The sequence below is a fragment of the Rhodoferax sp. genome (genome assembly GCF_014859475.1).
Taxonomy (GTDB): domain Bacteria; phylum Pseudomonadota; class Gammaproteobacteria; order Burkholderiales; family Burkholderiaceae_C; genus Rhodoferax.
This window is the reverse complement of the sequence record NZ_JACUUE010000062.1, coordinates 1-12919: the sequence shown is the minus strand read 5'-3', so window position 1 is coordinate 12919 and position 12919 is coordinate 1. Positions and strand designations below refer to the sequence as shown.

13 protein-coding genes and 1 pseudogene are annotated in these 12919 nt (G+C 60.2%); 4 read left to right on the top strand and 10 right to left on the bottom strand.

Features of this window, described 5'->3' with window-relative positions:
* Positions 1-731, top strand: a 731-nt coding sequence (locus IBX54_RS07630; RefSeq protein WP_296542071.1) for an RNA polymerase factor sigma-32, incomplete at its 5' end; no start/stop codon positions are given.
* Positions 732-752: 21 nt separating this feature from the next.
* Here IBX54_RS07630 and mgtE read toward each other — a convergent pair.
* Together mgtE and IBX54_RS07620 are read right to left on the bottom strand one after the other, a co-directional pair.
* The gene (gene mgtE, locus IBX54_RS07625; protein ID WP_296542070.1) at positions 753-2414 is read right to left on the bottom strand and encodes a magnesium transporter; all 1662 of its coding nucleotides are present in this window, start codon (positions 2412-2414) and stop codon (positions 753-755) included.
* Between the two features lie 13 nt (positions 2415-2427).
* Positions 2428-3117, bottom strand: a complete 690-nt coding sequence (locus IBX54_RS07620) for a MarC family protein (protein WP_296542069.1) — start codon at positions 3115-3117, stop codon at positions 2428-2430.
* Between the two features lie 247 nt (positions 3118-3364).
* On the opposite strand from IBX54_RS07620, the gene IBX54_RS07615 reads away from it, so the two are divergent.
* On the top strand, positions 3365-4651 hold the full coding sequence (locus IBX54_RS07615; protein WP_296542068.1) for a cation:proton antiporter: 1287 nt from the start codon (positions 3365-3367) through the stop codon (positions 4649-4651).
* Positions 4652-4669: 18 nt separating this feature from the next.
* Here the strand turns inward: IBX54_RS07615 and IBX54_RS07610 are convergent, their stop codons facing one another.
* The 6 genes and pseudogenes from IBX54_RS07610 to IBX54_RS07585 all read right to left on the bottom strand — a co-directional run bounded on the left by IBX54_RS07610 (position 4670) and on the right by IBX54_RS07585 (position 9925).
* Positions 4670-5023, bottom strand: a complete 354-nt coding sequence (locus IBX54_RS07610; RefSeq protein ID WP_296542067.1) for an HPF/RaiA family ribosome-associated protein — start codon at positions 5021-5023, stop codon at positions 4670-4672.
* A 326-nt stretch (positions 5024-5349) separates the two neighbouring features.
* On the bottom strand, positions 5350-6054 hold the full coding sequence (locus tag IBX54_RS07605; protein WP_296542066.1) for a hypothetical protein: 705 nt from the start codon (positions 6052-6054) through the stop codon (positions 5350-5352).
* Between the two features lie 68 nt (positions 6055-6122).
* Positions 6123-7571: a phosphatidylserine/phosphatidylglycerophosphate/cardiolipin synthase family protein gene (locus IBX54_RS07600; protein WP_296542065.1), complete on the bottom strand. Its 1449-nt coding sequence runs from the start codon at positions 7569-7571 to the stop codon at positions 6123-6125.
* A 32-nt stretch (positions 7572-7603) separates the two neighbouring features.
* Positions 7604-8215, bottom strand: a complete 612-nt coding sequence (locus IBX54_RS07595) for an SCO family protein (protein ID WP_296542064.1) — start codon at positions 8213-8215, stop codon at positions 7604-7606.
* 52 nt (positions 8216-8267) lie between these two features.
* A pseudogene (locus tag IBX54_RS07590) lies at positions 8268-8810 on the bottom strand (protoheme IX farnesyltransferase); the annotation flags it as partial.
* A gap of 194 nt (positions 8811-9004) precedes the next feature.
* Positions 9005-9925 (bottom strand): biotin synthase, encoded by a 921-nt coding sequence (locus tag IBX54_RS07585; RefSeq protein ID WP_296542063.1) that lies wholly within the window; start codon positions 9923-9925, stop codon positions 9005-9007.
* Between the two features lie 35 nt (positions 9926-9960).
* Between IBX54_RS07585 and IBX54_RS07580 the strand changes: the two genes are divergently transcribed.
* Both IBX54_RS07580 and IBX54_RS07575 read left to right on the top strand, forming a co-directional pair.
* Positions 9961-10656, top strand: a complete 696-nt coding sequence (locus tag IBX54_RS07580) for a ComF family protein (RefSeq protein WP_296542062.1) — start codon at positions 9961-9963, stop codon at positions 10654-10656.
* A 33-nt stretch (positions 10657-10689) separates the two neighbouring features.
* Positions 10690-11163, top strand: coding sequence for a tRNA (cytidine(34)-2'-O)-methyltransferase (locus IBX54_RS07575; RefSeq protein ID WP_296542061.1), 474 nt, complete (start codon positions 10690-10692; stop codon positions 11161-11163).
* On the opposite strand, the gene IBX54_RS07570 is transcribed toward IBX54_RS07575, so the two are convergent.
* Both IBX54_RS07570 and IBX54_RS07565 read right to left on the bottom strand, forming a co-directional pair.
* The gene (locus tag IBX54_RS07570; RefSeq protein ID WP_296542060.1) at positions 11160-11546 is read right to left on the bottom strand and encodes a glutaredoxin; all 387 of its coding nucleotides are present in this window, start codon (positions 11544-11546) and stop codon (positions 11160-11162) included. The genes IBX54_RS07575 and IBX54_RS07570 overlap by 4 nt on opposite strands.
* Positions 11547-11883: 337 nt before the next feature.
* The coding region (locus tag IBX54_RS07565; protein WP_296542059.1) for a type II restriction endonuclease at positions 11884-12919 on the bottom strand (1036 nt) is incomplete at its 5' end.

Here is a 12919-nt window from a genome sequence, read left to right as displayed (position 1 = left end):
TGGTGGTGTCCATTGCGCGCCAGTACCTGGGCTACGGCCTGCCGCATGGCGACCTGATCCAGGAAGGTAATGTGGGCCTGATGAAAGCCGTCAAGCGCTTCGATCCGGATCAGGGCGTGCGTCTGGTGAGCTACGCCATGCACTGGATCAAGGCCGAGATTCACGAATACATCCTGAAAAACTGGCGCATGGTCAAGGTCGCCACCACCAAGGCACAGCGCAAGCTGTTTTTCAACCTGCGCTCCATCAGGCAGCGTTACCACAGTGATGATGCGGCCGCCGACCTGGACACGCACCGCACCACGCTGAACCCTGGCCAGATCGACGCCATGGCTGCCGAATTGCATGTCAAGCGGGAAGAAGTGATCGAAATGGAAGCGCGTCTGGCCGGTGGTGATGTGCTGCTCGACCCCAGCCCTTCAGGCGACAATGAAGACGCTTTCGGCCCGATTGCCTACTTGACCGATGCCGCGCACGAACCCACCGCCATGCTGGAGGCGCAGCACCGCGACATGCTGGCCAGCGATGGCATTGCCCGGGCGCTCGACACGCTCGACGAGCGCAGCCGTCACATTGTGGAGGAACGCTGGCTGAAAGTGAACGACGACAACTCGGGCGGCATGACGCTGCACGACCTGGCCGCGGTCTATGGCGTCAGCGCCGAGCGCATTCGCCAGATCGAGGTGGCCGCCATGAAAAAGATGAAAAAAGCACTGGTTGAATTTGCCTGAACGGCTATTTGCCCATCAGGCTCACAGCAACCACACGGTCGCCAAACCGAGAAAAGCAAAAAATCCGATCACGTCGGTGACCGTGGTCAAAATCACGCTGCCCGCCAGCGCCGGGTCGATCCCCGCGCGACGCAGCAGCAACGGAATGGCCAAACCGGCCAGCGCCGCGCACAGCAGGTTGATCAGAATGGCCAGTCCCAGCACGCCGCCAATGCCCCAGTCGCCAAACCAGGCCACCGCCAGCAGCGCAATCACCACCGCCCAGAGCACGCCGTTCAAAATGGAAATGCCCACCTCGCGGTTCAGCAGCACGCGGATGTTGCCTTGTTGCACCTGCCCCAGCGCCAGCCCGCGAATCACCAGGGTCAGGGTCTGGCTGCCGGCGATGCCGCCCATGCTCGCCACGATCGGCATCAGCACAGCCAGCGCCACCAGCTGCGTGAGCGTGGCCTGAAACTGGCCGATCACCCAGGCCGCCAGGAAAGCCGTCACCAGGTTGATGCCGAGCCACATCGCGCGCCGACGCGAACTCACCAGCACCGGCGCAAACATGTCGGCTTCGTCATCAAGACCCGCCATTTGCATCATGGTGCGGTCGGATTCATCGCGGATCAGGTCCACCACATCATCGACCGTGATACGGCCGATGAGCCTGCCCTGCGCATCGACCACCGGAGCCGACAGCAAGTCCAGGTCCTGAAACAAGCGGGCGACTTCGGTGTCTTTGGCATCCACCGCAATGGCCTCGACATCGGTCTGCATCACCGCGGCCACGCGCGCATCCAGCACCGAGGTGACCAGCGCGCTCAGACGCAGCACGCCCTGGTAGTGGCCCTTGCGGTCAACCACCATCAGCATGTCGGTCTGCGATGGCAAGGTCTCGCGCAAACGCAGGTAACGCAGCACAGTGCTCACCTTGACGTCGGCACGGACCTCAATGGCATCCATGTTCATCAGGCCACCGGCGCAGTCCTGCGGGTAAGACAGCATGGACTCCAATTGCTGGCGTCGGCCCCCGCTGGTGGCTTGCGTCAGCTGGCTGCCCAGTGCCGGCGGCAGGGTTTGGATCAGGTCCACCAGGTCATCGAGCTCCAGCGCCTGCACCGATGCAAGCAGATCGTCCGGATCGAGCTCGCGCGCCAGCATCGTGCGGATTTCGTCGTGCAGAAAGGTCAGCACTTTGCCGGCGCGCTCGGTGTCCACCATGCTCCAGACCTTGGTGCGCTCCGGCGGCGGCAAGCCTTCGAGCATGCCGGCCACCTTGGCCGGGTGCATGCGCTGCAGGATTTTGGCCAGGCGCTTGAGCTTGCCCTGTGCCAGCGCCTGGCGGACCAGGGTCAGGTGGTCGATCTTGTGCGGGTCAGCGCCTGCAACCGAGTTCAAAACTTCTGGCTCCGCGCTTGCCTCGTCACCCGCCCCAGCCCCAAGCTGATCATTCAAATCGCGGTTCAGGTGCGGCTGGATGCGCCCCTCGAGGGCTGCATCCACTTGCTGCCACAGGGCCAGGCGTTGCTCGGGTGCCAACATTTCCAGCAGGGCGGCAATCTTGGCAGGATGCATGCGCCCGAGCAGTTTGCGCACCCGCTTGTTTTTGCCCAAAGCCAGCGCCTCGACGACCAGCTCGCTCTCGGTATGGGGGTATTGGTCGCCGAATTGGGGCGACTCAGGTGCGATCGGGCTCATGGCAGGACAAGCATCAGTGGATGCCCGCAGACACCAGCAAACCCCGGAGCAACTCGCTCAGGCCATCCCACACAATCTGCACACCAAGGCACAACAGGATGAAGGCCGACAAACGCAAAAAGATGATGGTGCCGGCCTCGCCCAGGGGCCTGAGCAGGCGCTGCGCGTAGCGATACACCAGGTAGCAAATGACACCAATGGCAAAAAGCGCGAGCACGCCGCCCGCCATGCGCGCCAACGAGAGCGTGAGTTTTTCAGCGTGCAGCGTCACCCCCACGGTGATGGCGGCGGCGATCGAGCCCGGCCCGCAACTGATCGGAAACGTCAACGGATAAAACGCCTGCTTGCGCGCCTGCTCAGGCGTGAACGCCTCGGCAAGTGTGCTGCGGCTGTCAGTGGCATGCGTGGTGGTGAGCAAACGCCAGGCGGTGGCTGCCACAATCAGGCCGCCGCCAACCCGCACAATGGGCAAGGAAATACCAAAAAACGCCAGTACATACGAGCCCACCAGCATCGAGCCCAGCATCAGCGCCACAACATTGCGCGCAATGCGCCGGGCCAGCAGAACTCGCGTCTCGGGCGAGGCCCCTTCGGTCAGACCAAGAAAAATGGGCGCGGTGGCGGCCGGGTTCAGGATCGGCAACAAAGCCGCCAGCACAAAGAGAAAACTCTTGCCCAGCGCGGCCAGCAGTTCAAGCGTCATGACGCCGGCCCCGGCTTGCTGGCCGCCGAAACCACCGGAGGTGAATCAATCATTTGCATGCTTGTATATTCCTGAATAAACCGGCATTTTCCGCCCTGAAAGCGCAAAACAAAGACCTTCCTGAAAATATCCGTCAGGCACCCGGCTGGCACAACATGACAACTTGTTCTTCTCCTGTCGCCCCGGGGTGCGATACTCCGCGCCGCACGGCCAAAACGCCGTCCAACTTCCTTTTTTTGATCGTTCCATGACTTTTCTTCCTGATTGGCCCCTCGCCACCAACACCCTCTTCTACTTCGGTTTTTTGCTGTTTTGCGGTGCAGTCGGTGGCTACGTGACGCACCGCTGGCCGTGGCTACCCAGCATCACCGGCTTCATGCTCGTGGGCCTGATTGCCGGCCCCAATGTGCTCGGCCTGGTGGACCATGCGGCGCTGGCCGAATCCCGCATCATCATCGACGTGGCTCTGGGCCTGATCCTGTACCGCCTTGGCCTGTCGCTGGACATCAAACAGCTGGTGCATGACCGCCATCTGATCATCATCTCGCTGGTGGAAAGCACACTGACCTTTGTCGTTGTGTTTTTTGCCATGGACTGGATGGGCTTGCACGGCCTGGCTGCCGCCGTGATTGCCGCCATTGCCGTGTCGTCGTCGCCAGCGGTACTGATCCATGTGGCCAACGAACTCGGCGCCAGCGGCCCGGTGACCGAGCGCGCCAAAAGCCTGGTGGCGCTCAACAACGTGCTGGCTTTCCTGATTTTCAGCGCATTGCTACCAATGCTTTACAGCAACGTCGAAGCCCCGCTGATCACCATCGTGGGCGGGCCGGCTTATCAATTACTAGGTTCAGCCGTATTGGGCGGCGCCATGGGCATGGCGCTGCACATGGCCGCGCGCAAGACCAAAGAGGCACACCAGTACCATTTGGCGCTGGTGGTGGGCGCGGTGGCGTTCACCCTGGGCGTGGCCATCACGCTCAAGCTCTCGACCCTGTTTGCCCCATTGGTGCTAGGCATCGTGGTGCGCAGTATCGAGCGCACCGAGTTGATCGCCAACCTTGAATTCGGCCCGGCTTTCGAGCTGTTTTTTATTGCCCTGTTCGTCTATGCCGGTGCCAACCTGTATCTTGCCGAAATGGTTCAGTACGCCCCAGCGGCATTGGTGCTGGTGTTGGGCCGGTCACTGGCCAAGTGGTTGGGCGTGGGTGTCACGGCACGCTTGCTGGGTGCCAGCAACCAACAAGCGGCAACAACCGGCCTGTTGCTGGTTCCCATGGCCGGGCTGGCCATTGGCTTGGCCAATACCACCTTGACGCTGTTTCAACAGCAAGGTGCCGTGGTCAGCTCGATTATTTTGGCGGCGGTGGCCGTGCTTGAAACGGTGGGCCCGCCCATCAGCGCCAAGGCGCTGCGCTGGTCGGGCGACAGGCTGCAGACAGACGAGTTGGCGCCAGAGCTATCGCAGGAGCCAGAGCCAGCGCAGGCAGATACGGCCGATGCGTCCACGCAGCTGAAACCGCAAACCGAGACCTGAACTTGCGCCGGCGCGCGGTCAAGAATGATCTTGCGCGGCGCGAATCGTGTCTCGACTGTTGCGGTCCTTGACGCGGCCGAGGTCGGTATCAATCGCGCGAATCAATTTCTCTACAGCCTCGATCAGGGCCGCGCCCATTTTGTCGGCCTCAGCCGTAACCGTGACTGGCTGGCGGCTGGCCACGCGGGCCTCCAGACGACAGCGTTTGTCCCTGACACCCGATTTGGCACCGTCCACATCGGTCAAAAAGACCTCCAGGCGTGTCACGTGCTCTTTCAAGCGGGTCAGGCGGTTACCCGCTTCGTCGCGCACCCATTGGGCCAGTGAATCGCCACCTTGAATGTGGTCGTCGGTATTGACTTGGATTTGCATCTTTTATTTCCTTGGTTGGTTATATATTTTGACTCAAGCTGGGCATCTCAAATTTGGCTTATTTATAGCACGTGAGGCATGTCGTCACACGGGGCAAGGAATCATCATGCGCGTTATTTTCCCACTCAAAATCAGCCTACAAGACTGCCCTGCAGCACGGCACCAGCGCCAGCAAGGGGATCGCCCAGCGTTTGCAACGCGATCCCCTTGCCACCCGAAGCCGAACCGGTGATACCCGCGAGAATATGGCAACCGGCTGACGCTGCCTGCTTGGTGATGTGGTGAACGGTTCGGGATTGTCTTGCTTGCGGCTGGTCATGCAAATATCATGAGCGGCCGTCGCGCTTGGCTTGAGAGTTGGCGTTACTTGAGCGTGCGTGCGCACCCATGTTCTTGCCGCGCACTTGAACAAGTTTGGACACTTCCGTAGCTCGCTTGGCCGCTGGTGCATTGCTGGTCGACCTGACCGCTGGTGCTTTGGCTGATCGCTCCGGCAAGGTCGGCTTTCCCGTCGCGTAGGTCACTGTTTTCCTGGGCAAGGCGTCCTGGGAAGCGACATGGGTCACAGATTTTTTCAAGGCAAACTTCTTGGCTGCGGCGGGCTCTGCCGGGGCCTTGGCAACGGCCGCCAGGGTGGGTGACTTTTTTGTAGCTGCAGTTTTAGCAGCAGTCGCGGCGACCTGGGCATCGAGTTTGACCAGTCGGGTCTCAAAGCGTTTGAGAGTTTCATCAAACAGGCGGGTTTTTTGTTCGGTCCGCTGATTGGCAGCACCCGTGTCGCCACGCTTGGCGCCCGTGGCGACACGGGTGCTTGTCACCTGGCGACGGAACAGATCGGCATTTTTATCACGCAGGTTTCGGGTCCGCGTGACCTTGCTGCGCAACTGCGCTGGCGTCAGTTGAATGACCTCATCGGCCAGCGAGGCCATGAAGAGTTTCAATTCGGTCGCGTTGCACAGTTTCTGCGCTTGTGAACGGTTGTAAGCCATGGGAGAGAGTCCTTTCTTTGTTGTCGAGGTGAGACGAACCAAGTCTATCCCTCGTGAACCGGACCATCCGTGATGAATCGCACAGACAGCACGCTTGATGCGCTGGCTCCCTACAAATAGGGCGACAGCAGCCAGACCAGCCGGTCGCGCAGACGAGCCGCCAAAGATTGGGCTTCGAGTTCTGCCGTGGTGAGCCGGTGTGCACGCTCGATGCGCGAGTCAACCAGCCCGTCGAGCTGCCGCACCAAAGTGGCGTCGTGGCATTCAAGGTTGTATTCAAAATTCAGGCGCAAGCTGCGTGCGTCCCAGTTGGTGGAGCCGATCAGCGACCAATCGTCATCCACCAGAAACAGCTTGGTGTGGTCGAACGCCGGGCCGCTCAGGTGCACACGGCAGCCGCTGGCGACCAGCCCTGCGAACTGCGGGCGCATGGCCCAGTCGAGCAAGGGCAGGTTGCTGCGTCCGGGCAGCACGATGTCCACCACGACACCGCGCAAGGCCGTCACTTGCAGCGTGGTGAGCAGCACGTTGTCGGGCAAGAAATACGGGGTGACGATGCGCACCCGCTGGCGCGCCGTGGCCAGCGCACCCAGCATCACCAGACGCATATGGTCGATGTCAGCATCCGGGCCGTCCGAAACACCGCGCGCCAGCACCGGCCCGCACGGCGCATTGTCGGCAAACCACGGGCTGCCTTGCAGGCGCTCGCCGGTGGTGAACCCCCAGTCGATGGCAAAGGTGCGTTGCAGGTCGGTCACCACCGGACCGCGCACCGCGAAGTGCAGGCACTGAAATGCTTTGGGCGGCTGCCTTGACAGCCAATGACTGGCACTGATGTTCATGCCGCCGGTGAAGCCGAGCACGCCATCGACCACCATGATCTTGCGGTGGTTGCGCAGGTTGGCCTGGGCCAGCAAGCGCGTCAGGCGCGGCGGCAAAAAGGTCGCCACGGGCACGCCGGCATGACGCAATTGCCTGACCATGCTGACGCGGCTGTAGCGCACCCCCACGGCGTCGATGAGCACCCGCACCTGCACGCCACGCAGCACGGCCCGCTGCAGCGCCGCCAGAAAAGGGCGCCCGGCCGCATCGTCATTGAAGATGTAGCTCAACAGCGTCACAGAGTGGCGTGCGCCGTCAATCGCGGCGAGCATGGCCGGAAAGGCCGCATCGCCTTGAACCAGCGGCGTCACCGCATTGCCAGCCAGCAAGTGGCGTTCGGTGATGCCGCAGGCGAGCCGGTTGATGCCTGCGAGCTCTGGCGAACAGATGCCATCGGCTTGCAGCACCTCATCCGCGTTGCACCCTTGCCCGTGCCAGCCATCTTTAATTCCCAGCGCCACACCGGCGCGCTGAATGCGGTTCACGCCGAGCATCAGGTACAGCAAGGCGCCCAGCAGCGGCGTCAGCCAGGCCAGCGCGATCCAGCCAATGGCCGTGTGCACGTCACGCTTGTTGAGCAAGGCATGCACCGTCACCGCCAGCGCGCAGGCCAAGTAGAGAAGGGGCGCAATCACCTGCGCCAACTGCAGCAGGAACGCCAGCGAGGTGGTTGTCATGCCCGCATATTAGCCGGGCGGCTCGGGCTCTGCTATGAGGCTTGTGCGAGCAGCTGCCTGATGTCGGCGACCGTGAGTTCGGGCTTGGTGCCGTAGCGCGTGAACAGGCGCAGTTTGCCCGTGGTGTCATAGACATAGCTGCCAGCCGTGTGGTCCATGGTGTAGCTGGTGGGCGTGGGGCCATCCACTTTTTTGTAATAGACCTTGTAGTCTTTGGCCAGAGCGGCCAGTTGCTCCGGCGTGGGCACCAAGGCCAGAAACGTGGAGTCGAAAGCGGCCATGTACTCCTTGAGCATGTCGGGCTGGTCGCGCGCGGGATCGACCGTGACGAAAATGCCCTGGATGCGCGCGCCGTCCGCGCCCAGCAGGCGCTTGATCTCGGCCATCTCGAGCATCGAAGTTGGGCAGACATCGGGGCACTGGGTGTAGCCAAAAAACATCATGACAATCTTGCCCTGAAAGTCCTTGAGCGTGCGCGCCTGGCCGTTGTGGTCGGTCAGGGCAAAGCCTTTGGCGTAATCGGCACCGGTGATGTCGATGGCCGTGAATTGTGGGGCATTGGGCGAGCAAGCCACCAGAAAACTTGAGGTGCCTGCCAGCATGGCGCAGGTCACCAGTAATTTGAGTGCGTATCTTTTGTTCATGCAATCAATGATAAACCGGGCACACATGAAAGCATGGGCGGACCGATGGTCGTCAGACGTAATGATCGATCAACAGCGCGGCAAACAGCAGACTCAAATGAATCAGTGAAAAGCGGAAGGTCTTGCGCGCCAGCAAGTCAGAATAGTCGCGCCACAACCAGTATGCATGCAGAATAAATACGGCGTTGAGCAGCACCATCAGCCGGGTGAATTCGTTGCCGTGGGTGACCGGCAACATGGGCAGGCCTGCCTTGCGGTAATCTTCGACACGGTACAGCGCCAGCGCCCAGAAATGGGGTGGCGTCCACAGGAAGATGATCAAAAACAAAATCAGGGCTTCCGGCCCCACGTTGCCAGCCATGGCGGCCCAGCCCAGCACGGGTGGCATGGCCCCGGAGGCACCACCAATCACAATGTTTTGCGGGGTCAGTGGTTTCAGGATGACCGTGTAGATCACAGCATAACCAATGAAGGTGGCAAAGGTGAGCCACATGGTCAGCGGATTCACCGCAAAGTAGAGCAGGCCCGAGCCGACGACACACAAGGCGGCAGAAAACAGCAGGGTTTGCCAGTCGAAAACGCGCGCAGTTGGCCACACCAACAGCAGCACGATGATGCAGGGCGCAATCGTCCAGGCGATCTCAATGGCCAGTGAACTGTGAACTGTAAAAGTTGCCTCTTTCCAGGTCGCCACTGCGATGGTGACGCCAGGCGGCCCACAACAGCGCCGCAAACGACAAACCAAAAATGAGCAGAACCAGCACCATCAGCGCCCAGCGGAACTCGAATTCATTCATGTTGGTCAAGACTCGATTTGGGAGTGGCACGAGCAGCGACTTGCACTTTGCCACGCGTCAGGGCAGCACGCATCTGATCCAGCGAAATTTCACTTTGCGCCCGCACCGAGAGCTTGGGTGCCGGTTTGAAGGCATGGCCATAGACCACTTCAAAAGTGAGTTGCATGGCGCTTTGTTCAATGGCCTGCAGCAACTCGCTGTGCCAGCGGCGCCCGCGCAAAGCCTGAAAGCGCGCCAGATGGAGGTTGCGCCCCAGGCCCCTTAACTCCTGCAGCACGCGCTGCGGCGTCTCGAATGTGAGCGTGATGCGCTCCATGTCCATCACCGGCTCGGCAAAACCGGCGGCCACCAACATGTCGCCCCAATCGTGCATGTCGGTGAATTCATGGCTCGGCGCGGGCCAGCCCAAAGCCCGGTAAAGCGCGCGCAACTCCATCAGCGTATCGGGACCGAGACAGGAAAACATCAGGAAACCATCCACCGCCAGCGCTTGGTGCCACTGCTGCAGCAAGGCCTGGGGCTGGTCGCTCAGGTGCAGGCTCATGTTGGCCCACAGCATCTGCGCGGGCTGCGTCACTTGCGTGACCACCCGGGGCTTGGCGTGCAACCAGCGCTGCGCCTGCCACCAGGGCGGCGCCACGGTCCGTGCCACATGCCGGGCGCGCGCCTCACTGGTCTCAACCAGGGTACAAGCCGCCTTCGGATAGCGTTGCTGCAACAGGTCATGTGCCGCCATTCCGCCGTTGAGCGGTGCCCAATGCACCCAGCTCTGGGGCTGGTGCTTGATCCAGTCAAGCCGCTCCTGCATGCGCCGTGCCACCTCTTCGTGCAGCCAGGCAGACTCTGCCACCGGCCGCTGGTGCCAGCGCCGCGCGGCTTGCGGGTCAATGGAAGGAGGTTTTTGCTCGCTCATGTCGAATTGAAAAGAGACGCGAGTATATTGAATGCATGTTCACAAGCTTGTTTTCAAGGATGTTGCGCCCACCCGCCAGCCAGTGCCGGGTCTGCCGCAGCTGGCCGGCACAACCCGTTTGCGACCCCTGCGTGGCCGAATTTGCCCAGCCCCTGCACCGCTGCAGCAGCTGCGCCCTGCCCTTGCCCGTCGGCCTCACGCAATGCGGCGCCTGCCTGAAACAAGCACCGCCGCTGGACCAGTGTCTGGCTGCCGTGTCCTACGCCTTTCCCTGGGCGCATTTGATGGCCGACTTCAAGTTTCACGACCAACCCGCCCTGGTCAGGTTCTTTGCCGACCTGCTCAAGGCCACGCCCTGGGTCGAGCATGCACTCGATGCGGCCGACCTGTTGCTGCCCATACCGTTGTCGCGCCAACGCCTGCAGCTACGCGGCTACAACCAGGCGCTGCTGTTGGCGCAGCAACTCAACCCGCGCAAAACACGCGCCGATGTCTTGCTGCGCATTGCCGACACGCCGGCGCAGCACACCCTCAAGCGTGCAGAGCGGCTGACCAGTCTGGATCAGGCCTTCGCCGTGGCCCCGCTCAAAGCATCACTGTTGCGGGGCGCGCGCCTGGTGCTGGTGGACGACGTGATGACCACCGGTTCCTCGCTCTACACAGCAGCGCGTGTGCTCAGGGCCGCCGGTGCCGCCCACATCACCGGCCTGGTGATCGCACGCACTGAATAGGAATAGACAAGCAACTTGCATGACAATGCGGCGATGTTTCACATTGTCCTGGTCGAGCCCGAAATTCCCCCCAACACCGGCAACGTGATTCGCCTGACGGCCAACACCGGCTGCACCCTGCACCTGGTGGAGCCGCTCGGTTTCTCGATGGACGACAAGCACATGCGCCGCGCAGGGCTGGACTACCATGAGTACGCCACCGTCAAGCGCCATGCCAGCTGGCAGGCGTTTGTGGCTGATGAGCGGCCCTTGCCCGAACGGCTGTTTGCCCTGAGCACCCGCGCCAGCCAAAACGTGTTCGAGGCGAGCTTCAAGGCCGGCGACTACCTGGTGTTCGGCTCCGAGACCAAGGGCCTGAGTGAGGAGGTGCGCCAGACGTTCACGCCGCAGCAAACTTTCAAACTGCCGATGATGCCCGGCCAACGCAGCCTGAACCTGTCCAACGCAGTGGCCGTGACGGTGTTCGAGGCCTGGCGGCAAAATGGCTTTGGCAGCCTGGAAATTTAACTCGCTCGGCGATCACTTTGCGCCAATAGTTTTTTGAACTCGCCGTTATCAATGAGTGCTTTTAACTCGCTGGCACCACCAACCAACGTGCCTTTGACGAACACCATCGGAAAGGTGGGCCAGCCAGTCCACATCTTGAGCGCATTTCGCTTACGCCAGCTGTTGAAATAGTTGCCGTACGCCAAGTACTTGTATGGCTGGTTGATCAGGTCCAGCGCCTTGCGGGCAATTTTTGGGAAAGGGTTCAAGCCCATGCCAACCACCACCACATCATTGCCACCGACGGCCGCCATGACCTCCTGAACGATAGCCTGTTGATGGCTCGCGACCTTGCTGCGGATAGCAGGATGAATGTGCGTTTCGTCAAGAATCGAGCGTGACATGGAGAACTCCAGAAAGGTTGAATCGTGCCAGTATCGCCTTTATCGCGTTAGCGTCTTCATCGCGTGATGAAGTACACGGTCAGAATTCTGATGTTCAAAAATGAATTTGGCAATTATTTTGAACATAGGCCTTGATGATTTGGAAGATGATGTTACGGCAACACTCAAAAGCGCCTGCCTGCTCATACATGGTGCGACCTCGAATGAGCTGTAAAGCAGCGAGTGCGTAATTTATCGCTGAAGCGGCCCCTAACAATTCACACAAAAATACTTTCCAGCGTAAGTGTCTGAAATATCAACCCAGTGGCGCTAGACCTTACGACTGAAAAGTCGGGGGTTACTTTTGTGACAATTTGACTATGTCAATGAAGCCGCTGACATCCAGCAATTGCGCGCGCTGACCCGCATTGAATGTCGTGTGGATGGGCGCCGGTATGACAAGCTGCAACTTATGGGCGATCATCTCATCGGTTTGAGCCTCGCTGATGGCAGCCTCCATGGTAATCAGGTGCTTGGACTCGATACGGGCTGCTTCGCTGAGAACCTGTCGCCATCTGTCTTTGCAGGTTGTCTTTGCGCCCAACATAATCAAGCATTCGGTGGGAAAGCTCTTGTCATGGTATGCGCTGAACGAGGGAAACAGGAAATCTGGCCGCGCACTGTTTTCAGTCACGAGGGCCTTCGCACCCTGCTCGAATTTGAGGGCATGTTTTTTGAAAAGATTGCGGATGTGGCCCTCGAAAGCATGGCCTACCCTGGATTTCCGCCGATTCTGAACGCTCAGCGAATAACTGATGAAAGCTTCTACCCCATGACTATCGGGAGCGAAACCGACGCCCAAGCGCTTCATCACAAAATGAGATTCGTAAATGCGGAACAGCTTTTCCTCATGCTCCATCCACGCCATGAGAGTCTTGTCAGGAAACCCGAGAGGGTCTACCTCGTTCTTCACCGACTTTCTTGCAAATGTGGAAAAACGCTCGGTACTTGGAAACTCCTTGTCGCCGAACTCGGCAATTAGCCGATCCAGCCATGCTCCATCGTCAACCGCAGGCTTGCTCAATTCAAAACCAAGGGACTCAAGCAGCAACCGCAGTGGTAACAGGAGCATTGATGACTCCAGGTCGCCGGCATTGAAGTTCTCGTCGATTTCCAACAAGCCGAAAATGACGCGCAGCTGCTTCTCAACAGAGCTTTGGGGCGGAGCCAATACCATCAAGAGTCGACCATCGCGGTGCTTGGCTATCAGAAAAAAATCACCGGGTTTGAACTGTTTGGTTACCGGAGAATCCTGGTAGTAAAGCCGATATTCCGCGCTCCGGTCAGGGCTGCGCCGACGCGAGTCGTACCAGGAAACGCTGCTCTCGTAGATG